General features: G+C 73.5%; 25 protein-coding genes. 16 read left to right on the top strand and 9 right to left on the bottom strand.

What is annotated here, in order from left to right; translation table 11 throughout:
* Positions 1 to 45 precede the first annotated feature (45 nt).
* The 3 genes from ACRRSS_RS24850 to ACRRSS_RS24840 all read left to right on the top strand — a co-directional run bounded on the left by ACRRSS_RS24850 (position 46) and on the right by ACRRSS_RS24840 (position 3884).
* The gene (locus ACRRSS_RS24850) at positions 46 to 1434 is read left to right on the top strand and encodes an 8-oxoguanine deaminase (protein WP_435973334.1); all 1389 of its coding nucleotides are present in this window, start codon (positions 46 to 48) and stop codon (positions 1432 to 1434) included.
* Between the two features lie 294 nt (positions 1435 to 1728).
* Positions 1729 to 3177: a nucleobase:cation symporter-2 family protein gene (locus ACRRSS_RS24845; protein WP_435973333.1), complete on the top strand. Its 1449-nt coding sequence runs from the start codon at positions 1729 to 1731 to the stop codon at positions 3175 to 3177.
* 59 nt (positions 3178 to 3236) lie between these two features.
* Positions 3237 to 3884, top strand: coding sequence for an aspartate/glutamate racemase family protein (locus ACRRSS_RS24840; protein ID WP_435973332.1), 648 nt, complete (start codon positions 3237 to 3239; stop codon positions 3882 to 3884).
* A 28-nt stretch (positions 3885 to 3912) separates the two neighbouring features.
* Here ACRRSS_RS24840 and ACRRSS_RS24835 read toward each other — a convergent pair whose 3' ends face one another.
* Complete coding sequence (locus tag ACRRSS_RS24835) at positions 3913 to 4542, bottom strand: hypothetical protein (protein ID WP_435973331.1); 630 nt, start codon at positions 4540 to 4542, stop codon at positions 3913 to 3915.
* Between the two features lie 167 nt (positions 4543 to 4709).
* Here ACRRSS_RS24835 and ACRRSS_RS24830 point away from each other — a divergent pair, with 167 nt between their 5' ends.
* Positions 4710 to 5648 (top strand): fibronectin type III domain-containing protein, encoded by a 939-nt coding sequence (locus ACRRSS_RS24830; protein ID WP_435973330.1) that lies wholly within the window; start codon positions 4710 to 4712, stop codon positions 5646 to 5648.
* A gap of 98 nt (positions 5649 to 5746) precedes the next feature.
* The gene (locus tag ACRRSS_RS24825; protein WP_435973329.1) at positions 5747 to 7552 is read left to right on the top strand and encodes a hypothetical protein; all 1806 of its coding nucleotides are present in this window, start codon (positions 5747 to 5749) and stop codon (positions 7550 to 7552) included.
* A 60-nt stretch (positions 7553 to 7612) separates the two neighbouring features.
* Here ACRRSS_RS24825 and ACRRSS_RS24820 read toward each other — a convergent pair whose 3' ends face one another.
* The 3 genes from ACRRSS_RS24820 to ACRRSS_RS24810 form a co-directional block, all read right to left on the bottom strand.
* Positions 7613 to 8758, bottom strand: coding sequence for a GDSL-type esterase/lipase family protein (locus ACRRSS_RS24820; RefSeq protein ID WP_435973328.1), 1146 nt, complete (start codon positions 8756 to 8758; stop codon positions 7613 to 7615).
* Positions 8759 to 8999: 241 nt separating this feature from the next.
* Positions 9000 to 10622, bottom strand: coding sequence for a malate synthase A (aceB, locus tag ACRRSS_RS24815; RefSeq protein ID WP_435973327.1), 1623 nt, complete (start codon positions 10620 to 10622; stop codon positions 9000 to 9002).
* A gap of 226 nt (positions 10623 to 10848) precedes the next feature.
* Positions 10849 to 11475: a nucleotidyltransferase family protein gene (locus ACRRSS_RS24810; RefSeq protein WP_435973326.1), complete on the bottom strand. Its 627-nt coding sequence runs from the start codon at positions 11473 to 11475 to the stop codon at positions 10849 to 10851.
* Positions 11476 to 11669: 194 nt separating this feature from the next.
* On the opposite strand from ACRRSS_RS24810, the gene ACRRSS_RS24805 reads away from it, so the two are divergent.
* A complete protein-coding gene (locus tag ACRRSS_RS24805; RefSeq protein WP_435973325.1) occupies positions 11670 to 12008 on the top strand; it encodes a DUF5955 family protein in 339 nt (112 codons plus the stop codon).
* Positions 12009 to 12094: 86 nt separating this feature from the next.
* Here the strand turns inward: ACRRSS_RS24805 and ACRRSS_RS24800 are convergent, their stop codons facing one another.
* Positions 12095 to 12721, bottom strand: coding sequence for a response regulator (locus ACRRSS_RS24800; RefSeq protein WP_435973324.1), 627 nt, complete (start codon positions 12719 to 12721; stop codon positions 12095 to 12097).
* Positions 12718 to 13929 carry a sensor histidine kinase gene (locus tag ACRRSS_RS24795; RefSeq protein WP_435973323.1) on the bottom strand — a complete coding sequence of 404 codons (1212 nt, stop codon included), beginning with the start codon at positions 13927 to 13929 and terminating at the stop codon, positions 12718 to 12720. The genes ACRRSS_RS24800 and ACRRSS_RS24795 overlap by 4 nt, the downstream gene beginning before the upstream one ends.
* Before the next feature lie 112 nt (positions 13930 to 14041).
* On the opposite strand from ACRRSS_RS24795, the gene ACRRSS_RS24790 reads away from it, so the two are divergent.
* Both ACRRSS_RS24790 and ACRRSS_RS24785 read left to right on the top strand, forming a co-directional pair.
* Complete coding sequence (locus tag ACRRSS_RS24790; protein WP_435973322.1) at positions 14042 to 15121, top strand: FtsX-like permease family protein; 1080 nt, start codon at positions 14042 to 14044, stop codon at positions 15119 to 15121.
* 79 nt (positions 15122 to 15200) lie between these two features.
* A complete protein-coding gene (locus tag ACRRSS_RS24785) occupies positions 15201 to 15881 on the top strand; it encodes an ABC transporter ATP-binding protein (protein WP_435973321.1) in 681 nt (226 codons plus the stop codon).
* A gap of 210 nt (positions 15882 to 16091) precedes the next feature.
* On the opposite strand, the gene ACRRSS_RS24780 is transcribed toward ACRRSS_RS24785, so the two are convergent.
* The gene (locus ACRRSS_RS24780; RefSeq protein ID WP_435973320.1) at positions 16092 to 16898 is read right to left on the bottom strand and encodes an IclR family transcriptional regulator; all 807 of its coding nucleotides are present in this window, start codon (positions 16896 to 16898) and stop codon (positions 16092 to 16094) included.
* 367 nt (positions 16899 to 17265) lie between these two features.
* Between ACRRSS_RS24780 and allB the strand changes: the two genes are divergently transcribed.
* Positions 17266 to 18600, top strand: coding sequence for an allantoinase AllB (allB, locus tag ACRRSS_RS24775; protein WP_435973319.1), 1335 nt, complete (start codon positions 17266 to 17268; stop codon positions 18598 to 18600).
* Positions 18601 to 18603: 3 nt separating this feature from the next.
* On the top strand, positions 18604 to 19722 hold the full coding sequence (alc, locus tag ACRRSS_RS24770) for an allantoicase (RefSeq protein WP_435973318.1): 1119 nt from the start codon (positions 18604 to 18606) through the stop codon (positions 19720 to 19722).
* Between the two features lie 279 nt (positions 19723 to 20001).
* Here alc and ACRRSS_RS24765 read toward each other — a convergent pair whose 3' ends face one another.
* Positions 20002 to 20742, bottom strand: coding sequence for an SDR family NAD(P)-dependent oxidoreductase (locus ACRRSS_RS24765; RefSeq protein WP_435973317.1), 741 nt, complete (start codon positions 20740 to 20742; stop codon positions 20002 to 20004).
* A gap of 275 nt (positions 20743 to 21017) precedes the next feature.
* Here ACRRSS_RS24765 and ACRRSS_RS24760 point away from each other — a divergent pair, with 275 nt between their 5' ends.
* The 4 genes from ACRRSS_RS24760 to ACRRSS_RS24745 all read left to right on the top strand — a co-directional run bounded on the left by ACRRSS_RS24760 (position 21018) and on the right by ACRRSS_RS24745 (position 23633).
* Positions 21018 to 21626 carry a dihydrofolate reductase family protein gene (locus ACRRSS_RS24760; RefSeq protein ID WP_435973316.1) on the top strand — a complete coding sequence of 203 codons (609 nt, stop codon included), beginning with the start codon at positions 21018 to 21020 and terminating at the stop codon, positions 21624 to 21626.
* A 76-nt stretch (positions 21627 to 21702) separates the two neighbouring features.
* Entirely contained in the window at positions 21703 to 22116 is a 414-nt protein-coding gene (locus tag ACRRSS_RS24755; protein WP_435973315.1) for a hypothetical protein, read from the top strand.
* Between the two features lie 225 nt (positions 22117 to 22341).
* Positions 22342 to 23268 (top strand): DMT family transporter, encoded by a 927-nt coding sequence (locus ACRRSS_RS24750; RefSeq protein WP_435973314.1) that lies wholly within the window; start codon positions 22342 to 22344, stop codon positions 23266 to 23268.
* Positions 23269 to 23279: 11 nt separating this feature from the next.
* On the top strand, positions 23280 to 23633 hold the full coding sequence (locus ACRRSS_RS24745) for a hypothetical protein (RefSeq protein ID WP_435973313.1): 354 nt from the start codon (positions 23280 to 23282) through the stop codon (positions 23631 to 23633).
* Positions 23634 to 23746: 113 nt separating this feature from the next.
* Here the strand turns inward: ACRRSS_RS24745 and ACRRSS_RS24740 are convergent, their stop codons facing one another.
* Positions 23747 to 23968, bottom strand: coding sequence for a hypothetical protein (locus ACRRSS_RS24740; RefSeq protein ID WP_435973312.1), 222 nt, complete (start codon positions 23966 to 23968; stop codon positions 23747 to 23749).
* Positions 23969 to 24112: 144 nt separating this feature from the next.
* Between ACRRSS_RS24740 and ACRRSS_RS24735 the strand changes: the two genes are divergently transcribed.
* On the top strand, positions 24113 to 25327 hold the full coding sequence (locus ACRRSS_RS24735; RefSeq protein WP_435973311.1) for a sensor histidine kinase: 1215 nt from the start codon (positions 24113 to 24115) through the stop codon (positions 25325 to 25327).
* Positions 25324 to 25995, top strand: coding sequence for a response regulator (locus ACRRSS_RS24730; protein ID WP_435973310.1), 672 nt, complete (start codon positions 25324 to 25326; stop codon positions 25993 to 25995). The genes ACRRSS_RS24735 and ACRRSS_RS24730 overlap by 4 nt, the downstream gene beginning before the upstream one ends.
* Positions 25996 to 26042 lie beyond the last annotated feature (47 nt).

Raw genomic sequence — 26042 nt, 5'->3', positions numbered from 1 at the left:
CCTGCCGTGCCCACTCCACCCCAGAGGAATGAAGGAACCACCGCCATGGCAGCACCTTCGGCAGCCCAGCGCATCGTCATCGAGAACGCGGCGATCGCCACGGTCGACGCGAACGACACCGAGTACGCCTCCGGCTACCTCGTCGTCGCCGACAACAAGATCGAGTCCATCGGTGCCGGCCGGGCTCCCGAAGGCCTGGAGAACGTGGTCCGGCGCATCGACGCCACCGGCCACCTGATCACGCCCGGCCTCGTCAACACCCACCACCACTTCTACCAGTGGATCACCCGCGGTCTGGCGACCGACCACAACCTCTTCAACTGGCTGGTCGCCCTCTACCCGACGTGGGCGCGGATCGACGAGCGGATGGTGCGCGCCGCCGCCCAGGGCTCGCTGGCCATGATGGCCCGCGGCGGTGTCACCACCGCCATGGACCACCACTACGTGTACCCGGTGAACTCCGGCGACCTCTCCGGCGCCATCATCGGCGCCGCCTCCGAGATGGGCGTCCGCTTCACCCTCGCCCGCGGCTCCATGGACCGCAGCGAGAAGGACGGCGGCCTGCCGCCGGACTTCGCCGTCGAGACCACCGAGGGCGCGCTCGCCGCGACCGAGGAGACGGTGAAGAAGTACCACGACGCCTCCTTCGACGCGATGACCCAGGTCGCCGTCGCCCCCTGTTCCCCCTTCTCCATCTCCACCGAACTCCTCCGGGAGGGCGCGGCCCTCGGCCGCCGCCTGGGCGTGCGCATGCACACCCACGGTTCGGAGACCGTGGAGGAGGAGAAGTTCTGCCACGAGCTCTTCGGCATGGGACCGACGGACTACTTCGAGTCCACCGGTTTCCTCGGCGAGGACGTGTGGATGGCGCACTGCGTCCACATGAACGACTCCGACATCGCGGCCTTCGCCCGCACCAAGACCGGTGTGGCCCACTGCCCCTCCTCCAACGCGCGCCTCGCCGCCGGCATCGCCCGCGTCCCCGACATGCTGAAGGCGGGCGTACCCGTCGGCCTCGGCGTCGACGGCACCGCCTCCAACGAGTCGGGCGAGCTCCACACCGAGCTGCGCAACGCGCTCCTCATCAACCGCCTCGGCGCCCACCGCGAGTCCGCGCTCAACGCCCGCCAGGCGCTGCGCCTCGGCACCTACGGCGGCGCCCAGGTCCTCGGCCGCGCCGACAACATCGGCTCCCTCGAAGCCGGCAAGCTCGCCGACCTCGTCCTCTGGAAGATCGACGGCCTCGGCCACTCCACGATCGCCGACCCGGTCACCGCCGTCGTCTTCGGCGCGGCGGCCCCGGTCACGGCCTCCTTCGTCAACGGCAAGCAGATCGTCGAGAACAACCGACTGCTCACCGTCGACGAGGACACCATCGCGCGCGACGCGCGCGCGGAGGCCCAGCGTCTGGCCCGCATCGCGGCCCAGGGCTGATCCTCCCCATGGAGTCCGACCGAGGGGGACGGCCCTCGGTCGGTCGCCGCGGACCCGAGCGGGGTCCGCGGCAGCCTGACCGGGAGGCGCCGTACTCAGAAGCAGTACGGCGCCTCCCGGGACGGTGACGCCTGCCCGTACCCCCACCGGGCACCCCGTCCCCGCACCGCGGACTCCCGCCGCGCGCACCGCACGACCCCGCAACGAGCCGCACCTCCTGCACCTCGCACCGCATCGCACCACCTCCCTGAACCCCGCGTCACCGCCGACGTGTAACCGACCGGAGGAACCGCCGTGGCCGAAGCGCCCCAGGTTCGCAATGCACAAGACGCAGGCTCCGCCCCCGAAGACCGCGAGACACATCCGGTCGACGAGACGCTGCCCCCACTGAAGATGCTCACCAGCGGCCTCCAGCACGTGGCCGCCATGTACGCGGGCGTCGTCGCCCCACCCCTGATCGTCGGAGCGGCCGTCGGCCTCTCCGGTACCGAACTCACCTTCCTGACCGGCGCCAGCCTCTTCACCGCGGGGCTCGCGACCTTCCTCCAGACGCTCGGGGTCTGGAAGATCGGCGCCCGGCTGCCGTTCGTCAACGGCGTCACCTTCGCCGGTGTCGCCCCGATGCTCGCCATCGTCGACACCACCGACGACAAGGCCGACGCACTCCCCGTGATCTTCGGCGCGATCATCGTCGCCGGACTCCTCGGATTCCTCGCCGCCCCCTGGTTCTCCCGGCTCGTGCGGTTCTTCCCGCCGGTCGTCACCGGCACCGTGATCACCCTCATAGGCGTCTCCCTCCTCCCGGTCGCGTTCGGCTGGGCCCAGGGGCCCAACCCCAAGGCCGCGGACTACGGTTCGACCACCTTCCTCACGCTCGCCGGCATCACCCTCGTCGTCGTCCTGCTGCTCCGCCGCTTCACCCGCGGCTTCCTCAAGCAGATCGCCGTCCTCGTCGGCCTCGTCATCGGCACCCTCATCGCCATACCGTTCGGCGTCACCGACTTCTCCCCGGTGACCGAGGCGGACATCGTCGGCTTCCCGTCCCCGTTCCACTTCGGCGGACCCCAGTTCGCCCTCGCCGCCATCATCTCGATGTGCGTGGTCATGCTGGTCTCCATGACCGAGTCGACCGCCGACATGCTGGCGCTGGGCGAGATCGTCGACCGGCCCGCCGACGAGAAGACCATCGCGGCCGGACTGCGCGCCGACACCCTCGGCTCGGCGATCAGCCCGCTCTTCAACGGCTTCATGTGCAGCGCCTTCGCACAGAACATCGGCCTGGTCGCCATGACCCGGATCCGCAGCCGCTTCGTCGTCGCCTGCGGCGGTGGCTTCCTGGTCCTGATGGGCCTCTCCCCGGTCGCCGCCTCGCTCATCTCGGTCGTCCCCCGACCGGTCCTCGGCGGCGCGGGCGTCGTCCTCTTCGGCTCGGTCGCCGCCAGCGGTATCCAGACCCTGGTCAAGGCCGGCCTGGAGAAGGACAACAACGTGCTGATCGTGGCGGTCTCGCTGGCCGTCGGCATCATCCCGATCACCGCGCCGGAGTTCTACCACGCCTTCCCGGAGACCGCGAAGATCATCCTGGACTCCGGCATCTCCACCGGCTGCGTCGCCGCCGTCCTGCTCAACGTGGTCTTCAACCACCTGGGCAAGGGCCGCGACGACGACGACGTCACCGCGCCGATGGAGCCCGGCGACGAGATCTCGGGCAGCCGCACCGCGAAGGCGGCGCACGTCCACTGAACCCGCCCGGCGTCCCACCGCACGCCCCGGTCCCCGCGCACTCGGCGGGGCCCGGGGCCGTGGTGCTGATCAACCCCAACACCTCCACCGCCACGACCGTCATGATGACCGCCCTCGCCCGGCGCGCCCTGGGCCCGGCCCTCGCCGTCCGCGGCGTGACCGTACCCCGCGGCCCGCGCATGCTCACCGACCCGGCCGCCCTGCGCGCCGCCGCCCCCGAGGTGCTCGCCGCGGGCCTCCGCGCCACGGCCGGGGGCGGCTGCGCCGCGCTCCTCGTGGCCGCCTTCGGCGACCCGGGTGTCAAGGAGCTGCGTGCGGCGACCGACGTCCCCGTGGTGGGCATCGGCGAAGCCGCCCTCGGAGAGGCGGCCGCCGACGGGACGCCGTTCGGCATCGCCACCACGACACCGCTCCTGGCCGACGCCCTCGCCGTCCATGTCGCGTCCCTCGGCCTCGCCGACCGGTACACGGGCTCGCGCCTCACACCGGGAGACCCCGAACTCCTCACCCGCGACCCGGAGTCGCTCCTCGACGCGCTGGAGCGTGCGGTCCGCGCCTGCGTCGTACAGGACGGCGCCCGGGCCGTCGTCATCGGCGGCGGCCCGCTGGGCGAGGCGGCGGAGGCCCTCCGGTCCCGTTGCGCGGTGAGGATCGTGGCCCCGATCCCGGCGGCCTGCCGGGTGATCGCCGGCCTGCTGTCCCCGTGACGGCCGGGGAAGCGGTACGCGTGGCCCCTCATCCCTCCCCCGCGATCCGCCGGCGGCACTCGTGGGCCAGCGCCGGGTAGGAGGCCGCGATCGCCTCGTACAGCCGCCGCCGCAGCAGCCGTTCGGCCTCGCCGCGCCCGGTCGCCCCGTACAGGCCGTCGAGCAGCGCCTCGTACCGCGAGAGGGCGTGCCGCAGATAGCTCACCTGCCACCGCGCGAGCGCCCCGGCGGGAGGGCAGGCGGGCGGGCCGGCGGCCGCCCGGGCCGGAGACTCCGCCGGTGTCCCGGCGGCCGGGACCGGCGCTCCGAGGAGCCGTCGGTGCCGCACCGCCCTCCGCTCCAGTTCGGGCGCGGGGAGCCGGGGCACCTCGATCGGTTCCGCGCGGATCGCGGCCAGCACGGCCGCCCGGCGCCGCTGCGCGTACGCCGTGGCGGCCGCCGACCGGGCGGGGGAGAGCGCCGAGGTCTCGGCGAACTCGGGCGTCCGCTCCACGGTCTCGACCCGCGCCAGGAGGTAGAGCCGCAGGGGTGTGAGCGACCAGCGGCGCGGGTCGCGGCCCTGTACGTCGGGTGTGCCGAGCAGGTCCCGCACCATGGTGTCGGTCCAGCCCCGGCGGCGCACCCCGGCGAGCGTCACATAGGTCGTACGGTCCGTCATGATTCCCCCAGATTCGACTACGGAGCGTGATGTTCTCAGTGAAGCGCACGCCACTGACAACGCCCCCTTGCTGGGGTCGCCCCGCCTGTGGGATATAGGTCTGGACCATTCCGACGGACGGAGGCCGGACCGTGCACCCCCCACAACGCCCGATCCCCGCAAGCCTGTTGACCACCCTCGCACTCGCACTCACCCTCACCGGGTGCTCCGGCGCCGCCGACCCGGAGCCCCGGGACACCCGCGCCCCCACCGTCCCCACCGGGGTCACCGCGACCGCCGGCAGCTCCGGCACCGTCCACGTCATGTGGAGCGCGGCCACCGACGACAGGGCCGTCACCGGCTACGCGGTCTACCGCGAGGGCCGCAAGGTCAAGGACCTCCCCGCCGCCACCCTGATGACCGACATCGTCGGACTCGCCCCCGAGACCCGCCACCGCTTCACGGTCCGCGCCCACGACGCGGCCGGCAACGTCTCACCCCCGAGCGCCGCCGTCGCCGCGACCACCCTCCGCGCCGTCACCGAGGACCGCACGCCCCCCACCGCGCCGTCCGCGCTCCGCGCCACCCCCGACGGCGGCCGCGCCGTCACCCTCCGCTGGTCCCCGGCCAGGGACGACACCCGCGTCACCGCGTACGACGTCTACCAGGCCGACACCCGCATCCACACCGTGCCCGGTACCGCCACCACCGCCCACGTCTCCGGACTGCGCCCCGGCACCGCCTACGCGTTCACGGTCCGCGCCCGCGACGCCGCCGACAACTCCTCCCGGGACAGCGCCCCCGCCGACCTCACCACCGCCCCGTCCCCGGGCGCACCACCGAACACCGCCCCCACCGGCCTCGCCGTGACCGCGGCCAAGGGTGAGATCACCGTCACCTGGACCCCACCGGACGCGGGAGCCCCGGTGACCCACCATGAGCTCCACCTCAACGGCCGCTTCGCCACCACCATCATCTGGGGCACCACCCCACCCCCCGGCCGCGCCACCTACACCTTCCCTGTCCAGGACCCCCCGGGCACCCGCTACACCGTCACCCTCCGCGCCCGACTCCCGGACGGCACCTGGGGCGACTTCTCGGCACCCCGGACGGTGGCGGTGCGCTGACCGGGTCACCCCTCGGCCCCCGGCCGCCGGGCGGATTCCGCGCCCCTCCCGCCTGCGTCGCACGCCCGTTCCGCCCCTTCCGAACTACCCTGGGAAGCGTGGCCGAGACCGTTCTCACCAACACCGGGCTCGACAGCTTCCTCGACGGAGCACCCGAGCGCCGCGATCCCGTTTTCGTGCGAGCCGCCGAGGCGGTGCTGGGGCTCCTCGCCCTCCGAGGGGCGGACCGGGGGACGGGGGTACCCGAGCCGACGCCCCCTCTCGTGCGCCAGTTGCTCGTCGAGGACCTGCCGACGTTCGTGTACGCGCCGCCCGGGACGCTCGCGGCCTATCCGGCCGTCGTCGGGCGGCTCGCGGCACGGTTCGACGGCGAGCGGGGCGAGCGGGTCGCCGTCGCGGTCAGGGAGACCACCGCCGACTTCGAGCGGGCCATGACCGACCCCGGGAACCTCACCTGGCACCGGTGGTACGCCTCGCTCCTGCGGACCTGCGGCGCCGACCTCGCCGACCCCGAGGACGTACGGCGCCGGCTCGCCGCCCTCGACGGGGCGCCACTGCCCGACGGCGTCCACCGGGCCGACCTCATGGGGCGCACGGCCCTCGCGGACGTCCTCCTCGCCGAGGCGCTCAGCCGCGCGTACGTACGGGACGCCGAGGCGCCGCCCCCCGCCGGGCCGCTGCTCACCGACCACACCGTCGCGGCCGGGATCGGGCAGGTGGCCGCCGCGCTCCAGGACAGGTGGACCGCCGCCGGGCTGACCGAGCAGCTCGCCGGGCCGTACGCGCGGTTCGCGCCCGGGCCCGACGCCTTCCCGCACCTCGTCCTGGCCGACGCCCTCCTCGACGAGCACCTCGACCACCACGGGGACACCGGCGTACCCGTACCCCCGCCGCCCGCGATCGAGCCCGGGCCCGGGACCGTGGAGGAGGACGCCGACGCCCTCATCACCGCGGTCGAGGAGCTGTCGGAAGAGGAGTTCGAGCCCTACGGAGGCGAGGCCCCGCACCTCCTCTACGTGGTCTACCGGCGTGGCTGCTCGGCCGAGTCCGTCGTCCGCAAGGCCGCGGAGTACGAGGACCGGTCCGTCGATCCGGCGCTGGAGGACCTGCCCGTACCGGTACCGGCCGAGGCGGCCGGCCCCTACACGGTCCCGTCCCTGCCCGAGCTCGTACGGATCCTCGGGACGCCCGGGCTGACCGAGGCCGACCGGACGGCGCTCGAAGGGCCCGCACGCGACCTGGCCACCACCCTGGACCGGCTCGCCGCCACCGGTCTGGTCTTCCGCACCGGCGACGCCTTCGGGCTGACGCCGCGCGGCGCGGGCGCCGTCCGCTACCTCCTCGGGGTACGCGGTGTCGCCGCGCCCGACGCCACCGAGGCCGAGGGGTGGACCGCGTCCGAGGTGGTGACCGCCGCGGCGGGCTGGCCCTCGGGCGTCGCCGCGCGCGTGCTCGCCGACTGGCTCCACGCGCGCGGGGACACCGCCGACGCCTGGTCCCAGCTGCTCGCCGCCCTCGGCACCGTCCACGCCGGGACCTCCGACGCCGCCACCGTCCGCGGCCTCTTCGCCGTCCTCGACACCGCCGCCGCCCCGCCCGAGGCCCTGCGCGGCGCCCTGCGCGACCCGGTGATCGGCGCGTACGCCCATCAGGCCCTGCGCGCGCGGGGCGAACCCTCCGACCTGATCCAGGTGCGGACCTCGGCGCGGGCGCTGTTCGTGCTCGACGCGCTGCCCGCCAAGAAGGGTCCCCTGGAGTCCCGTCGTACCGCCTTCGACCAGGCCGCCGCCGCCTGGCCGGGCGGGTCGGCGGCCCTGCTCCGGGCGATGGTCGCGGCCGACCGCCACGAGACGGCGCGGGTACTGGCCCCGCTCGGCCTCACCCCACCGGGAACCCCCGCCTGATCCTCGGCCTCACCCCACCGGGAACCCTCGCCTGATCCTCGGCGTCGGCACACCGGGAGTTCACCCCGCCGTGAGGTACATCCCCGACGGCCCCGACCCCGCCGTGTTCCGGCAGCTGTGGTTGCCGGTCGGGCGGGCGTGGACCAGGGCCAGGCAGCGGCCGAGGGCCTGCTGACCGTAGGCGTTGGGGTGCATGGACTCCTGGACGAGCCCCTGCGTGCTCCGGCTGTCGATCCAGCGCGCCCACTCGCTCGTCGTCCCCGACGCGGGCGCGGCCGACGTCACCTGACGGCTCGCCTTCGCACAGACCTCACGCCCTTGGAGCGCGTCCCGCAGGTCCATGAACTGCACGCCCTTCGCCGCCGCGACGCTCTTCAGCCGGTTGGCGAGCTGCGGGACGAGGGAGTCGCGGGCCCAGTCGGAGTCGGCGTTCCAGAAGGGACAGCCGCCGGTGTCGGTACGGGACCAGCCGCTCTCCCCGTACCGGTTGTCGGCGGCGCGCGGGATGGGGGAGGGGTACGACTGGAGGACGATCCGGTAGTCGGACGAGCTGTATCCGGCGCCTGTCATGACGGCCCGGATCTCGTCGACCGAGCGGCCGACGTCCGCCATGACGCCGTCGATACGGGCGTCGACCTCGCCCTGCTGGTCGTCGTGGCAGTACGAGTACCAGACGATGTAGTCGGTCGCGCAGGCGGTGATGATGTCGGCGAACCCGAGGTCGTTGCCGCCGATGGAGAGGGCGATCAGCTCCACGTCGTGCGAGGCCGCCACCGCCGCCAGCTGGTCGGCCTGCGGCGCCTCGCCCTTGTGGGGAAGGCCGCCCCGCGAGGCGCGGAAGACGTTGTCCGTCGTCGCCCCGGAACAGGCCAGGTTGATGAGGGAGCCCGCGAGCGGGCCCGCGCTCCTCACCTCGGCGGTGTCCGAGCGGTGACAGCCGCCCGCGGTGGCGCCGTACACCCGGGAGGGGTCGTAACCGGCCCCGGTCCAGGCACGGTCGGTGCCGTTGCGGCCGCCCGAGTCGGTGAGGCTGTTGCCCAGCCAGCGGCCGGCCTCGCCGGAGATGTAGCTGTCGCCCATGGCGACGACGGCGGTGGGCCCGGTGCCGGGGGAGGCGGAGGCGGTGGGGGCGGCGACGGAGGCGAGCCCGGCGGCGGTACACAGTGCCAGGAGTGCGCGCAGCGCACGGTGGGGGGTCGAAGGCATGGCTGTGCTCCTGCGGTACGCGGTGACGTGGGGGACAGCCGCCGGCCGGTGGCATGGCGGAATCTCGCACGTCCTGGCTTGTTACCGCTAGGTAGCCGCACATCTCGGTTGTGTCACGTCACCTGTGACCCGGCAGGGCGCACGACAGGCCCCGCCCCCCGGAGCTGTGCGTCCACCGGGGTCGGGGCCTGTGACGGGCCGAGCCTGTGCGGGGCCGAGCCTGTACGGGAGGGGGTCGGGGTCAGCCGACCAACTGCTCGTACGCGGGGAGCGTCAGGAAGTCCGCGTAGTCCGCGTCGAGGGAGACGTGCAGCAGGAGGTCGTGGGCCTGCTGCCACTTGCCGGCCGCGAAGGCCTCCTCGCCGATCTCCGCGCGGATCGCGTCCAGTTCCTCGGCGGCGACCTTGCGGGCCAGCTCCGGGGTGGCGGTCTCGCCGTTCTCGAAGACCACGCCGGCGTTGATCCACTGCCAGATCTGCGAGCGCGAGATCTCGGCGGTGGCCGCGTCCTCCATCAGGTTGAAGATGGCGACGGCGCCCAGGCCGCGCAGCCACGCCTCGATGTAGCGGGTGCCGACCTGCACGGCGCTGACCAGGCCCGCGTACGTGGGCCTGGCGTCCAGCGAGTCGATCGCGATCAGATCGCCCGCCGCGACGGAGACGTCCTCGCGGAGGCGGTCCTTCTGGTTCGGCTTCTCGCCGAGGACGGCGTCGAAGGAGGCCATCGCGATCGGGACCAGGTCGGGGTGGGCGACCCAGGAGCCGTCGAAGCCGTCGCCGGCCTCGCGGTCCTTGTCGGCCTTGACCTTCTCGAAGGCGACCTTGTTCACCTCGGCGTCCTTGCGGGACGGGATGAACGCCGCCATGCCGCCGATCGCGTGCGCGCCGCGCTTGTGGCAGGTGCGCACGAGGAGTTCGGTGTACGCCCGCATGAACGGGGCCGTCATCGTGACCGCGTTGCGGTCCGGAAGGACGAACTTGGCGCCGCCGTCACGGAAGTTCTTGACGATGGAGAACAGGTAGTCCCAGCGGCCCGCGTTCAACCCGGCGGCGTGGTCGCGGAGTTCGTAGAGGATCTCCTCCATCTCGTACGCGGCCGTGATGGTCTCGATGAGGACCGTGGCGCGGACGGTGCCCTGCGGGATGCCGACGTAGTCCTGGGCGAAGACGAAGATCTCGTTCCAGAGGCGGGCCTCCAGGTGCGACTCCGTCTTCGGCAGGTAGAAGTACGGGCCCTTGCCGAGGTCGATCAGACGCTGGGCGTTGTGGAAGAAGTACAGACCGAAGTCGACGAGCGCACCCGGCACCGGGCGTCCGTCGAAGGTGAGGTGACGCTCGTCCAGGTGCCAGCCGCGGGGCCGCATGACGACCGTCGCCAGCTCGTCGGCCGGCCTGAGGGCGTACGACCTGCCCGAGCGCGCGTCCGTGAAGTCGATCTTCCGGCGGTACGCGTCGATCAGGTTGACCTGGCCGAGGACCACGTTCTCCCAGGTCGGCGCGGAGGCGTCCTCGAAGTCCGCGAGCCAGACCTTCGCGCCCGAGTTCAGGGCGTTGATCGTCATCTTGCGGTCGGTGGGGCCGGTGATCTCGACGCGGCGGTCGTTCAGGGCCGCCGGGGCCGGAGCGACCTTCCAGGAGTCGTCGGCGCGGATCGCCGTGGTCTCCGGGAGGAAGTCCAGGGTGGACGTGCGGGCGATCTCGGCGCGGCGCTCCGCCCGGCGGGCGAGGAGCTCGTCCCGGCGCGGGGTGAACCGCCGGTGCAGTTCGGCGACGAAGGTCAGGGCGGCCTCGGTGAGCACCTCTTCCTGGCGCGGCAGGGGCTCGGCATCGACGACGGCCAGGGGGGACGGCGCTGGTGCGGACATGAACTGTCACTTCCTTCAGCGGACTTCACGGGCGGTGCCAGGCGGCCGCCGGGCGTCGCGGGACGGCACGGAGTGCCGCAGGCGCCGAGATACGGCCGCGAGCGCCCTCTGGACTAGCAGGCGCTTCTGAACAGTGGATACTAGTTTCCTCATGGTGGAAGTTCAATGGTTTGTTGATGTCGAGATTCTCCGGATCGACACAACATGGCGCTCGGTGCCAGCCCACTCACTCCAGGTGCGCCAGATCCGCCTCCGTGTCGATGTCGTAGGGCTCGGCCACATCCGAACAGTCCACCGGCGTGATCGCATCCCGGTGCGCCGCCAGATAGTCCCGCGCGCCCCGGTCACCCACCGCCGTCCCGGCGATCCCCGCCCAGTGCCCGGCGCCGAACAGCACCGGATGGCCCCGCTCCCCGTCGTACGAGGCCGCCGCCAGCGAATCCCGCGAGCCGTACGCCGCCCGGACCCGGGCCACCGCCTCCGCCCCGATCCCCGGCTGGTCGACCAGGAACACGAGCGCCGCGTCCACCCCGCGCGGATCGGCGGCCAGCGAGGCGAGCCCGGCCCGCAGCGAGGAACCCATCCCCTCGGCCCACTCAGGGTTGTCCACCAGCACACACCCCGGCAACTCCGCCCGCTCCCGTACGGTCTCCGCCGACGCGCCCAGGACCACGTGCACCACCTCGCAGCCGGCCGCGCGCAACACGCCCACCGCGTGCTCGACCAGCGGCCGCCCGCGGTGCGTGAGCAGCGCCTTCGGCCGCCCGCCGAGCCGCCGCCCGCCCCCGGCGGCGAGCAGCAGACCCGCGACGACGGGGGCGCGGTCGTCGGTTCGATCTTCTGAGGTCTTCATGAGGACTGCATACCGCATCGGCGGAATCACACGGTCGCCTGAATTCCGTCCACGGAGGGTGGCGCGGTGGGGTGGCGAAGGAGTTAACTGGCCCGCGACTCACGGCGCCCGACCACCGTCCGACGGGTCGGCCCGGAAGCGCGGTGTGTTCGGGTACGGCGTTCTGCGCACAGTGTCGTGCGAGGGGGAGAGCCATGTTGCGAAGCGTGGGGCAGAGGCGAGTGACCGGCGAGGGTGTGGACCCCAGGGTGGCCGAACTGCGGTCCGCCGTGTCCCGGCTCCGACGCGAACTGGCCGCACACCGCGTCGATTTCGCCGACCGGGGCATCGCCGAGGGCGAGCTCGCCGCACTCGACGCCATGGCGCTCAGCGGCGCCCCGGAGGTACGGCGACTGCGCCGCTCCCTGCTGATCGTCGCGGGCTGCGTCGGCTCGGTCAGCGCGCTCGCCGAGGGACTCGCCGGGGTGCGGCACGCGGTGGAACTCTTCGGACCGCCGCCGCCCCAAGGGTCTGCCGACCTCTCAGGGGCCTGAGGGCTCAGGGGCCTTGTGGCTCAGCCGGCCGACTCCCGGGTGCCGGGCGGCCCGACGCTCCCGCGCCGGGCGGCCGGGCTCGGTGTCTACCGCCGGATCAGCCGGCGTGCCGTCGCCGTCGCCACCGCCGCGGTGCGGGAGTCGACGCCCAGCTTCGCGAAGACGTGCACCAGATGCGACTTCACCGTCGCCTGGCTCAGGAACAGCACCTTGCTGATCTGCTGGTTCGAAAGCCCCTCGCCGACCAGCTGGAGCACTTCCAGCTCGCGCCGGGTGAGCGCCTCCGCCGGGGTCCGCATCCGGTCCATCAGCCGGTGCGCCACCGCCGGCGCGAGGGCCGACTGCCCGGCCGCCGCCGTCCGGACCGCCGCCGCCAGCTCCTCCGGCGGCGCGTCCTTGAGGAGGTAGCCGGAGGCGCCCGCCTCCACCGCCGCCAGGATGTCCGCGTCCGTGTCGTACGTCGTCAGGACGAGGACCTTCGGCCCGCCCGGGGCCGCCGTGATCGCCGCCGTCGCCTCCGAGCCGTGCATCCCCGAGCCGAACTGCAGGTCCATCAGGACCACGTCGACACCCCCGGCGGCGGCCAGCTCCACCGCCCGCTCGGCGGTGGCCGCCTCCCCGACGACCTCGAAGTCCGGCTCCGTGTCGAGGACGGCGCGCAGGCCCGCCCGGACCACCGGGTGGTCGTCGGCGAGGAGCAGGCGGATGGTCATGATCGGACTCCGATGGGGAGAGGGAGGGAGACTGCGACGGCCGTGCCCTGGCCGGGGGCGGACTCGACGGTGAACGTGCCGCCCAGCGACTCCGCGCGGGAGCGCATCGCCGGAAGCCCGAAACCGCCGTCGGAGGAGGGGCGTACGGAACCCGGCTCGAAGCCCGCGCCGTCGTCGACCACGTCGAGCGTCACCGACGCGTCCATGAACGACAGGGTGATCTCCGCCCGCGAGGCCGCCGCGTGCCGCACCGTGTTCGCGAGCGCCGACTGGGCGATCCGCAGCAGAGCCACCTCGTACGGGGTCGGCAGCTCCACCGGCGTACCGCTGACCGAGAACCGGACCCGCGGCCCGCCCCCCGGTGAGTACGGTCCCGAGCCCGCCCCCGGCTCGCACAGCCGCTCAAGCGCCGCCGCCAGGGAGCCGTGTTCCAGGTCCGGCGGCGACAGGGCCCGGACGAAGCGCCGTGCCTCCGCCAGGTTGTCCTGGGCCGCCTGACGGGCCCGTTCGATGTGGCCGACGGCCGGTGAGCCCGGCGGCAGCGTCCGCTCGGCCGCCCGCAGCAGCAGCTGGATCGAGGACAGGCCCTGCGCGAGGGTGTCGTGGATCTCCCGCGCCAGCCGCTCCCGCTCGGCGAGCGTCCCCGCGTGCCGCTCCGCCGCCGCCAGCTCGGCCCGCGTCGTGATCAGCTCCTCGATGAGCCGCCGCCGCCGCTCGCTCTCCCGGTACAGGGCCTGGTAGCCGAGGACCGTCGCCACCGCGACCGCCGCGCCGAGCAGCGGCCCGATGAAGACCCCCGGATTGAGCGCGGCCCCGTGACCCACGTACGAGAGGATCGCCGCGAGCGCCGTCGACGCGACCACCGGCAGCGACCAGCGCGTCGGCAGCAGGTGCAGCTGGACGAAGTAGAGCGGGAACGCCACCCAGAGGGCCTCCGGGGTCAGACAGAGCATCACGATCCACGACGCGCCCAGGACACCCAGCCACACGGCGGCGGCCCGCTGGGAACTCCGCACGGACGGCAGATACGAACCGGCCGCGTAGATCGCGCCCGTCACCACCGCCAGAACCGTTCCGGCGGCCGAGTCCGCCCGCACCGCCGCCAGGGTGAGCAGGCCCGCCATCAGCAGGTGCAGACAGAGGCGCAGCGCACGCAGGGCGGGGGTGAGGGGACGCCGGGCGGGGTCGAGGGAGGAGTGGGGATCCATGATCCCTCCAGCGTAGACAGCGGCGGACAATCCGGACTCAACCGAAAGATTGATTGCGGAGCCATCCGTGGCGCGATGCCCGCCGGGCACCCGCCGGACCACTCTGGTCAGCATGTTCGTGGCATGGAGAGACCTCAGATTCGCCAAGGGACGGTTCGCCCTCATGGGCACCGTGATCGTGCTGATCACCCTGCTCGTGGGACTGCTGTCCGGGCTGACCGCCGGGCTCGCGCGGGAGAACGTCTCCGCGATCACCGGCCTGCCCGCCGACCGGCTGGCCTTCGCGGCGGCGCCGTCCGGGCAGTCGGTCTCCTTCACCCACTCGACGGTGACGGAGGAGCAGTGGCGCCGGTGGGCCGGACGCCCCGGAGTGACGACGGCCGCGCCGCTCGGCATCCGCACGCTCAACGGCGCCGCCGGAGACCGTACCGCCGCGGTCTCCGCCTTCGGCACGGAGCCGGACGGCGGGCTCGCACCCGTGGCGCCCGCTTCGGGCAAGGCCGTCCTCTCCGCGTCGGCCGCCGAGGAGCTGGGCGTCTCGGCCGGTGACTCCGTCCGCCTCGGCCCCCTGGAGCTGGCCGTCACGGCGGTCGCCGGTGACGCCTCGTACAGCCACACCCCGGTGGTGTGGACCTCCCTCGACGACTGGCAGCGGCTCGGCCACACCGGCACCACGGTGGAGGAACAGGCGACCGTCATCGCGCTCCGCGGTGGCGGGGAGACCGACTGGGCCGCCGGCGACAGGGCCGTCGGCACCGAGGCGCGGACCGTCGACGACGCCCTCACCGCCATAGGGTCGTACCAGGCCGAGAACGGCTCGCTCCAGCTGATGCGCGGGTTCCTCTTCGCCATCTCGGCCCTCGTCATAGGAGCCTTCTTCACCGTCTGGACCATTCAGCGCAGCGGTGACGTCGCCGTCCTGAAGGCGCTCGGGGCCTCGACCCCGTACCTCCTGAAGGACGCCCTCGGGCAGGCCGTGCTCATGCTCACGGCGGGGACCCTGCTCGGCACCGCGCTCGCGGTCGGTATCGGAGCGCTGGTCAGCGGCGGGAACGTGCCGTTCGTGCTCGAACCGCTGACCGTCCTGGGGCCGGCCGCCGTGATCATCGTGCTCGGTGTGCTCGGCGCGGCGCTCTCCATCCGGCGGATCACCGCCGTCGACCCCCTCACGGCCCTGGGGAGCGCCCGATGACCCCCGCCGCCTGTGCGGCCTGTGCCGCCTCCGTTGTCTCCGCTGCCTCCGTCGTCGTGATCCTGTCCGGGAGTGCCCGATGAGTCTCGTCCTCGATGCCGTCACCCTCACCTACCCGGACGGCGACAGCCGCCTGACCGCGCTCGACGCCGTCTCCCTCACCGTCCCCGCCGGCTCCCTCACGGCGGTCGTCGGCCCCTCGGGCTCCGGCAAGTCCAGCCTCCTCGCGGTCGCCGCCACCCTCGTGACACCCGACCGCGGACGGGTCGTCGTCGCCGGTACGGACACGGGCGCGCTGGACGCGGCCGGGCGGGCGGCGCTGCGGCGCGAGCGGATCGGGATCGTGTTCCAGCAGCCCAACCTGCTGCCCTCGCTCACGGTGGCCGAACAGCTCCAGCTCATGGCGCACGTGTCGGGGCGGACGCCCAAGGAGGCCCGGGGCCGGGCCGTGGAACTGCTCGACGCGGTGGGCCTCGCGGAGCTGGCCGGGCGGCGGCCGCACCAGTTGTCCGGCGGCCAGCGGCAGCGGGTCAACATCGCGCGGGCCCTGATGAACGAGCCGGCGGTGCTGCTGGTCGACGAGCCGACCAGCGCGCTGGACCACGAGCGGGGTGCGGCGGTGGTGTCGCTGCTCGCGGGTCTGACGGTGGAGCGGGGGACGGCGACGGTCCTGGTCACCCACGACCGCACGCACCTCGCGCGGGCGGACCACGTGGTCACGGTCCAGGACGGCCACCTCGCGGAACCCGCCCCGGCCTGAGGACAGGGCGCGGCGCGGACCTCGGACCGACCTTGGCCCGGCCCTCACCCGGCCTTGGTCCGGCCTTGGACCGGGCCCGGGTCGAGCCCCGAACCGGCCCCGGGTCGAACTCCGAACCGGCCCCGTGGAGGTGACCCGGAGCAGGGGGTGCGCCCGGGCCCGCGACCGGGCCTCCCGCCACGGCGCGGCGGGAGGCCCGCCCCCGGGGTGTCACGCCCCGCCGTTGCCCGCCGTGTTCGCCAGCGCCGTCGAGAGTTCGCGGGCGACCTCCTGGAGGATCGGGACGATCTTCTCCGTCGCCGCCTCCGTCACCCGGCCGGCCGGGCCGGAGATGGAGATCGCCGCCGCGGTGGGGGAGTCCGGTACCGACACCGCGAGGCAGCGGACTCCTATCTCCTGCTCGTTGTCGTCGACCGCGTAGCCCGTCTCACGGACCGCGACGAGCGCGTCGAGGAAGCCGTCCGGCGTGGTGATCGTCTTCTCCGTCGCGGCGGGCATGCCGGTGCGGGCGAGCAGCGCCCGCACCTCCTCCGCCGGGGTGTGGGCGAGGAGCGCCTTGCCGACGCCGGTCGAGTGCGGCAGGACCCGTCGGCCGACCTCGGTGAACATACGCATCGAGTGCTTGGACGGCACCTGCGCCACGTACACGATCTCGTCGCCGTCGAGCAGCGCCATGTTCGCGGTCTCGCCGGTCTCCTCGACGAGCCGCGCCAGGTACGGACGGGCCCAGGTGCCGAGGAGGCGGGAGGCGGATTCGCCGAGCCGGATGAGCCGGGGGCCGAGCGCGTACCGCCGGTTGGGCTGCTGGCGCACGTAGCCGCAGGCGACCAGCGTGCGCATCAGGCGGTGGATGGTCGGAAGCGGCAGTCCGCTGCTGGCGGAGAGCTCGCTCAGCCCGACCTCGCCCCCGGCGTCGGCCATCCGCTCCAGGAGGTCGAAGGCACGCTCAAGGGACTGGACGCCCCCGCTCGCGGCGGGCTTGGCGGCGTCGGTGGTGCTGGCGCTGGACGTCGGCACGTCAACGGTCCTTTCGGGGCAGGCGGGCAAGGCAGCAGCCTACCGGGCCAGTGGCCGGGACACCCGGTCCCGGTCCCGGCGTACGCGCCGGTCAGGGGGTGTTTGTCCGGTGTCGACGTGGGCCCGGAGGCGTCCGGCTCCACCCCGCATGTGCGGAGCTACGTTCTACTCTACGGAATTTGCATTCCACTTTGTGGAAACGTCCAGACGCGGTTGACCGGCGGCGGATGCTGGAAGTGTGCCCTTGACGACATGTCGTCCGGAAGTGAAGACTCCTTCAACAGTTCGTTGAATTTTCTGCCGGGCGGCCGGGCGGTTCCCGCCGAAGCGCCCGGTTCTCGCCGAAGCACTTGAAGAAGGGGTACGGGTGGACGTCAACCTGGTCCTGCGCTCGACGCGTGTCATCACCCCGGAGGGGACGCGCCCGGCGTCGATCGCCGTCTCCGGAGGGACGATCGCGGCCGTGCTGCCGTACGACGCCGAGGTACCCGCCGGGGCCCGGCTGGAGGACGTCGGCGACGACGTGGTCCTGCCCGGACTCGTCGACACCCACGTGCACGTGAACGACCCCGGCCGCACCGAGTGGGAGGGCTTCTGGACCGCCACCCGCGCGGCCGCAGCCGGCGGCATCACCACCCTGCTCGACATGCCCCTCAACTCGCTGCCCCCCACCACCACCGTCGAGAACCTGCGGATCAAGCAGGAGGTGGCCCGCGCCAAGGCCCATGTCGACGTCGGCTTCTGGGGCGGCGCCCTGCCCGACAACGTCAAGGACCTGCGCCCGCTGCACGACGCCGGGGTCTTCGGCTTCAAGTGCTTCCTGTCACCGTCCGGCGTGGACGAGTTCCCCGAGCTCGACCAGGAGCGGCTGGCGACCTCGCTCGCCGAGATCTCCGGCTTCGACGGCCTGATGATCGTGCACGCCGAGGACCCGCACCACCTGGCCGCCGCCCCCCAGCGCACGGGCGGCGCGTACGCCGACTTCCTCGCCTCCCGGCCCCGGGACGCGGAGAACACGGCCATCGAGAACCTGATCAACCAGGCCCGTCGGCTGAACGCGCGCGTCCACGTCCTCCACCTCTCCTCCTCGGACGCGCTGCCGGTCATCGCCGCCGCCAAGGCCGAGGGCGTCAAGATCACCGTCGAGTCCTGTCCGCACTTCCTCACGCTCGCCGCCGAGGAGATCCCGGACGGCGCCACCGAGTTCAAGTGCTGCCCGCCCATCCGCGAGGCCGTCAACCAGGACGCCCTCTGGCAGGGGCTCGCGGACGGCACGATCGACTGCGTCGTCTCCGACCACTCCCCGTCCACGGCCGACCTCAAGACGCCCGACTTCGCGTCCGCCTGGGGCGGCATCTCCTCCCTCCAGCTCGGCCTGCCGGCCATCTGGACCGAGGCCCGCAGCCGTGGATTCGACCTGACGGACGTCGTCCGCTGGATGTCCGAGGGCCCCGCCCGCCTCGCCGGGCTCACCCGCAAGGGCGCCATCGAGGCCGGCCGCGACGCCGACTTCGCCGTCCTCGCCCCGGACGCCACCTTCACCGTCGACCCGGCCGAGCTCCAGCACCGCAACCGGATCACCGCCTACGCGGGGAAGACCCTCAGCGGCGTCGTCACCTCCACCTGGCTGCGTGGAGAGCGGATCGTCGAACACGGCACCCTCGCCGAGCCCTCCGGCCGCCTCCTCGAAAGGAACAACTGACCCGTGAGCACCGGCATACCCTCCTTCACCGGCGACGCCAGCCCCTACGGCGGCGGCGACCCGTACGCCGACTACCGGACGGCCGAGTTCCCCTTCACCCGGTACGCGGACCTCGCCGACCGGCGCCTCGGCGCGGGCGTCGTCGCCGCCAACGACGAGTTCTTCGCCGAGCGCGAGAACCTCCTCAAGCCCGAGGCCGCCGAGTTCGACCCCGAGCACTTCGGCCACAAGGGCAAGATCATGGACGGCTGGGAGACCCGTCGCCGCCGTGGCGTCTCGGCCCAGCAGCCGCACCCCACCGAGGACGACCACGACTGGGCCCTCGTCCGGCTCGGCGCGCCCGGAGTCGTCCGCGGCATCGTCCTCGACACCGCCCACTTCCGGGGCAACTACCCGCAGGCCGTCTCCGTCGAGGCCGCCTCCGTCCCCGGCTCACCCTCGCCCGAGGAACTCCTCGCCGACGACGTGAAGTGGACGACGCTCGTCCCGCGCACCGCCGTCGGCGGTCACGCCGCCAACGGCTTCGCCGTCGACGTCGAGCAGCGCTTCACCCACCTGCGGGTCAACCAGCACCCCGACGGCGGCATCGCCCGCCTCCGGGTCCACGGCGAGGTCGCCCCCGACCCGGCGTGGCTCGCCGTCCTCGGCACCTTCGACCTCGCCGCCCTGGAGAACGGCGGCCAGGTCGAGGACGCCTCCGACCGCTTCTACTCCCCGGCAACCAACACCATCCAGCCCGGCCGCTCCCGCAAGATGGACGACGGCTGGGAGACCCGCCGCCGCCGCGACAAGGGCAACGACTGGATCCGCTACCAGCTGGCCGCCGAGTCCGAGATCCGCGCCGTCGAGATCGACACCGCGTACCTCAAGGGCAACAGCGCCGGCTGGGCCGCGCTCTCCGTCGCGGCCGCGGACTCCGAGGAGTGGACCGAGATCCTGCCCCGGACCCGCCTCCAGCCCGACACCAACCACCGCTTCGTGCTCGACACCCCGGCGGTCGGCTCCCGCGTCCGGATCGACATCTACCCGGACGGCGGCATCTCCCGCCTCCGCCTCTTCGGCTCCCTCACCGAGGCGGGCACGGCCCGGCTGACCGCCCGCCACCAGGAGCTGGGTGGCTAGAGCCCCTTTCGGGGCTCGGTTCGCCTCCGGGCGTTCCGCGGGGCCGGGGCCCGGGGCGGCCCGCACCGCCCGCCCCGAGCCCGGCCCACCCCCATGGGCCGAGCGGGTGCGACACCCCGCCCGGCCCACGAGGGCGCACCGACCGACAGCATCGGTGCGCCCTCACCCTCCTTCCGGGCTCGGTTCGCCTCCGGGCGCCTGGAACCGGGCTCACCAGCGCTCCGGGCGCCTGGGGCCGGGCTCACCAGCGCTCCGGGCGCAGCCCCGCAGGGCCCGCGCTCACGCCGCGTGCCCGCCGTCCACCGAGAACTCCGCGCCCGTCACGTACCGCCCCTCCGGCCCCGCCAGGAACGCGACCATCGCCGCGACCTCCTCCGGAGTGCCGAAGCGGCCCAGCGCCGTCATGACCGCCTGGCCCCCCGCGTACGGCCCGTCCGCCGGGTTCATGTCGGTGTCGACAGGACCGGGGTGGACGATGTTGGCCGTGATGCCGCGCCCGCCCAGCTCCCGGGCGAGCGCCTTCGTCAGACCGATCAGCGCCGACTTGCTCGTCGTGTAGAGCGTGCCGCCGGTGCCCGTCACCCGCTGGGTGACGCAGCTTCCGATCGTGACGATCCGCCCGCCCTCCGGCAGTCGCGCGGCCGCCGCCTGCGAGGTAAGGAAGGCGGCCCGGACGTTCACCGCGAGGACCCGGTCCACCTCCGCGAGGGTGAGGGACTCCAGGGGGCCGAGGACACCGACACCCGCGTTGTTCACCAGGACGTCGAGCCGCCCCAGGGCGTCCGTCGCCCACTCCACCGCGCCCGTCGCGTCCCCGGCGTCGGCCGCGTCGGCCCGCAGGGGCAGCGCCCTGCGGCCGGTCGCCTCGATCCGGGCGGCGACCTCCTTGGCCCGCGCCTCGTCCTGGACGTAGGTGAAGGCGACGTCGGCGCCCTCCCGGGCGAGGCGAACGGCCGTGGCCGCGCCGATCCCTCGGCTGCCGCCCGTCACCAGGACCGCCGTGCCGTTCATCGTGGACATCCCGAAACCTCCGTGAGAAGCGGTGAGTGGTTGCGGGTTCAATGAAAGTCGGTGGCGCGCGGGGAAGCTGGCGGGAATCGGACCGCGACCCGGACACCGGCACCGGTCGCCGCTCACCGGCGCCAGTCGCCAGCGCCCTTCACCGGCACCGGTCCCCGGCACCCGTCACCGAGACCGCACCGGTCACCGTGGCCCAGGGCGTCACCGATGACTTTCGCCGGGCCGCGCGGTCATCACTGGTGAGACACGATGGACCGGAGACGAAAGGCACCACCATGGCCACGCTCAGCCTCACCCAGTTCCTGACCCTCGACGGCGTCCACCAGGCCCCCGGTGGCCCGAGCGAGGACCCCAGCGGCGGCTTCGAGCACGGCGGCTGGTCCGTCCCGTACGGCGACGAGGACTTCGTGCGGTTCATGACCGAGGTCTTCACCCGGCCGACCGCGTTCCTCCTCGGCCGGCGTACGTACGAGATCTTCGCCGGCTACTGGCCGAAGCAGACCGACCCCGCCGACCCGATCGCCTCCAAGCTCAACGCCCTCCCGAAGTACGTCGCCTCGACCACCCTCGACTCCGTGGAGTGGGCCGGGACCACCCTGCTCCGCGGCGACACCGTCGAGGAGGTCACCGCCCTCAAGGAGCGCACCGAGGGCGAGATCCAGATGCACGGCAGCGGCGGTCTCGCCCGGACCCTCATCGACCACGACCTGATCGACACCCTTCACCTGCTCGTCTTCCCCGTGGTCCTCGGCACCGGCCGCAGGCTCTTCTCCGACGGCGTGCGGCCCACCGCCTTCCGGCAGACCGACGCCCGCACCACCGGCTCGGGCGTCGCCATCCAGACGTACGAGCCGGCCGGGCGCCCGGAGTACGGCAGCTACTGAGGCGCCGTCCGTCGCCGCGCGGGGCCCGTCGTGGGGTGGCGCGCCCTCCGGGTTCCCCGCCTGGTTGAATGCGGGCGTGATCGAACCAGTGTCTCTCGCCGTCGCCGCCATGGCCGCCGCCGGGGCCGCCGCCCTCGTGGGACGGCTGATGAACCGGAAGCGGCGGCAGCGGTCGGACGCCCTGGCCGCGGGGGAGGTGGCCGGGGTGCCCTGCATGCTCAAGTGGTCGGCGCAGGGCTCCCGCTGGCGGCCCGGACGTCTGCTGATCGGTGCGGGCCCTCCGGTCTGGAAGGCCTCCTGGGGCAGGCGGGAGGCCGCGTTGCCGGCCGATCTGCGGCGGACGGGGACGCGCTCGCCCTCCGTGCGCGAGGGGATCTCCATCAATCCGGGGTCCCGGATCGTGGAGTACGCGTCGTCCGGCGGAACCGTCCTGATCGCGGTCATGCCGGACGAGGTGGACCAGGTCGTCAAGGCCCTGGAGAGCCCCTGATCGACGAGGCCTCCGAGCCACGAGGCCCCCGAGCCACGGAACCCCCGAGCCACGACGCCTCCGAGCCGCGAGGCCCCTGATCCGCAGAACCCCCGAAAGGAGACGTCCCCGATCGGCGCGACCGGAAAGGTGTAGCCACCACAGGCCTCTCCCGGTACCGTGATCGCTCCCCGTGCGAGCCGTCGAAGTCTCCACCCCATTGAGAGAGTTGGAGAAACGGCCGCAATGTCCTCGATCGCCGCCCCCCTGCCGGTCGCCGGCCCCCGTCGGGCCTGGCTCACCGATCTGCCCGTCCTGCTCGTCGCCGTCGTCTGGGGCACCAGCTACCTCGCCGCCAAGGGCATCACCACCACCCACACCGTCATCGCGGTCCTCGTGCTGCGGTTCGCGGTCGTGCTGCCCGTCCTCGTCGTCGCCGGCTGGACCAGGCTCCGGGCGTTGAACGCGGCCCAGTGGCGCGGCGCCGCGACCCTCGGCCTGATCCTCGGCGGGATCTTCCTCCTGGAAACCTACGGCGTCGTCCACACCTCCGCCACCAACGCGGGCCTGATCATCAGCCTCACCATGATCTTCACCCCGCTCGCCGAGGCCGCCGTCACCCGGGTCGTCCCGCCCCGCGCCTTCCTCGCCGCCGGAGCGCTCTCCGTCACCGGTGTCGTCCTCCTCACCCAGGGCGGCGGGTTCACCGCCCCCTCCCTCGGCGACCTGCTCATGCTGCTCGCCGCCCTCGCCCGTACCGTCCACGTCCTGGCCATGTCCCGGATCAAGGCGGTCCGGTCGGCCGACTCGCTCTCCCTGACCACCGTGCAGCTCGGCTCCGCCGTCGCCGTCTTCGCCGTCATCGCGGCCTTCCCCGGCACGGGTGCCTCGCCCTGGGCGGTGGCCCTCGACTTCGGCCCGCGCGAGTGGGCAGGCCTGCTCTTCCTCTCCGTCTTCTGCACGCTCTTCGCCTTCTTCGTGCAGATGTGGGCGGTCCGCCGCACCTCCCCGTCCCGGGTCAGCCTCCTCCTCGGTACGGAGCCGCTCTGGGCCGCCGCCGCGGGCATCGCCCTCGCCGGTGACCGCCCCGGCGCGCTCGGCCTCGTGGGCGCGATCCTCGTTCTGGCGGGCACCAGTTGGGGCCGCCGGGCCGTCGACAGGGACGCCGGGTAGGTTCTTCGCCCATGCGTTCACTTACCTACGACAACGAGTTCCGCGCCCGTGCCCGGCGCACCCAGGGCTGGGGCCTGGGCCTGCTCACCCTCGCCGCGCTGCTCTGGGTCTGGTCCGGCGTCCTGCTCCTCACGCCGTACGAGCCGAACGACAGCAGCAACACCTGCCCCGCCCTCCTCACCAGCGAGTACGTCCACGACAGGGCCTGCGAGGAGTCCCGCGACTGGCCCGAACTCGTCGGCGTCATCGGTGCCTCCGTCCCGCTCGCCGTGATCGGCGCCGTCCTCTACACCAGCGGCTCGGTCTCCCACCGCATGTCCGAGCACCTCGCCGAGGTCACCCGCCTCGACTCCGCGAGCGCCTGACCGCCCCGCGGGCGCGCCCGCCCGACGGACCTCGGCACCCCGGGCCGGGGCGCTGCGGGGCCTGTGCACCCCGGGCCGGAGCGCTGCGGGGCCCCGGCACCCCGAAGCGCCCCTCAGGACTTCGGCACCCGGTCCGACGCGATCAGGACGACCAGGCCGAGGACCGCGATCACGATGTTGACGAACAGCTCCCGGCCCTCCAGGAACCACACGTTCTCGGTGAGGAACCGGGTCACCCCGAAGAGCCGGAACCAGCCGCCGGTCAGCTCGCGCACCACCCCCGCCACGCCGAAGAGAGTGAGCAGGAAACCGGCGACCTCCAGAAACTTCTTCATGAAGTGATCATGGCGGGGCCGGGCGAGCGGTCACGTCCGCCTCCCGGCCACGCTTCCGCTACCGAAGTATCGACGTCCGCGACTTCGGTAGCGTCCCGGCCGCCGATGCCCCGCACGGCGCCCCCGGCTGCGTACATTGCGGCCATGACTCGCACGGACCGGCAGCGCTGGCTGCTCCCCTCCGACCTGGTCGAACCGGGCGGGAGCGGGGCGGCCCGGCCCCGCCGTACCGTCCGCGACTGGATCGTGGACACCCTGCTCTTCCTGCTCGCCGCCCTCTTCGGCCTCCTCGTCGCGGATGTCAGCGCGCAGTACAACAGCGAACCGGTCGTCCTCTTCGACCAGCTCGCCGGCGCCGCCGCCTGCTGCGCCCTCTGGCTGCGCCGCCGCCGGCCCGTCGGACTCGCGGTCGCCCTCTCCCTGGTGAACGTGATCGCCCCGGTCGCCGCCGGCGCCCTCCTCGTGGGTCTGTTCAGCGTCGCCGTACGCCGTCCCTTCCGCGAGGTCGCCTGGATCGGGGCGCTCGCCGTCGTCACCTCCACCGTCCAGGTCTTCGTCCGGCCCGACCCCACCACGAACACCGGGCTCTCCATCGGGATCGGCTTCGTCCTCATCCTGCTCGTCACCGCCTGGGGCATGCTCGTCCGGGCCCGCCGCCAGCTCGTCGAAGCCCTCAGGGAACGCGCCCGCCGCGCCGAGGCCGAGGCCGAGCTGCGCGCCGCCCAGGCCCAACGGCTCGCCCGCGAGGCCATCGCCCGTGAGATGCACGACGTCCTCGCCCACCGGCTCACCCTGCTCAGCGTGCACGCCGGAGCCCTGGAGTTCCGGCCCGACGCCCCGCCCGAGCAGATCGCCCGGGCCGCCGGCGTCATCCGCGACAGCGCCCACGAAGCCCTCCAGGACCTCCGCGAGATCATCGGCGTCCTGCGCGCACCCGGCGAGAACGGCGACGGGGGCGATCGCCCCCAGCCCACCCTGGCCACCCTCGACGCGCTGATCGCCGAATCCCGCGAGGCCGGTGCCGAGGTCGTCCTCGACACCACCGTCGACGAACCGGCCGCCGTGCCCGCCGCCACCGGCCGCACGGTCTACCGCATCGCCCAGGAAGGCCTCACCAACGCCCGCAAGCACGCCCCCGGCACGCGGGTCACCGTCACACTGCGCGGCCGCCCCGGCGAAGGCCTCACCGTCGACATCCACAACCCGGCGCCCGACGGACCGGTCCCGCACGTCCCCGGCTCCGGCCAGGGCCTCATCGGACTGACCGAACGCGCCGCCCTCGCCGGTGGCCGCCTGGAGCACGGCCCGGCCCCCGGCGGCGGATTCTCCCTCCACGCCTGGCTACCGTGGCCCTCATGACCATCCGGCTGCTCATCGTCGACGACGACCCCCTGGTCCGCGCGGGCCTCACCCTCATGCTCGGCGGAGCCGAGGACCTGGAGATCGTCGGCGAGGGAGCCGACGGCCGCGAGGTCCCCGAACTCGTCGCCCGGTACGCCCCCGACGTCGTCCTCATGGACATCCGGATGCCCCACGTGGACGGGCTCACCGCCACCGAACTCCTGCGCGCCCGCCCCGGCGCTCCGGAGGTCGTCGTCCTCACCACCTTCCACGCCGACGAGCAGGTGCTGCGCGCCCTGCGCGCCGGTGCGGCGGGGTTCGTCCTCAAGGACACCGCGCCCGCCGAGATCGTCGCCGCCGTCCGCCGGGTCGCCGCGGGCGACCCGGTGCTCTCCCCGGCCGTCACCCGCCAGCTCATGACCCATGTCGCCGGGCAGCCGGAGCGGCCGCCGCGCACCGCCGCGGCCGACCGGCTCGCCGGACTCGCCGACCGCGAGCGGGAGGTGGCCGTCGCCGTCGGCCGCGGTCTCTCCAACGCCGAGATCGCGGCCGAGCTGTACATGAGCGTGCCGACGGTCAAGACCCATGTCTCCCGCGTGCTCGCCAAACTCGGTCTCAACAACCGGGTCCAGGTCGCCCTCCTCGTCCACGACGCGGGCCTCCTGGGCGAGGACGACCCGAGCTGACCCGGCCAGGGGGGCTCGCCCGGTACGGCCGGCACCACCAGGGCCCG

The organism is Streptomyces sp. Qhu_M48, from assembly GCF_051305195.1.
Taxonomy (GTDB): Bacteria; Actinomycetota; Actinomycetes; order Streptomycetales; family Streptomycetaceae; genus Streptomyces.
This window is presented reverse-complemented; position numbering and strand designations above follow the sequence as displayed.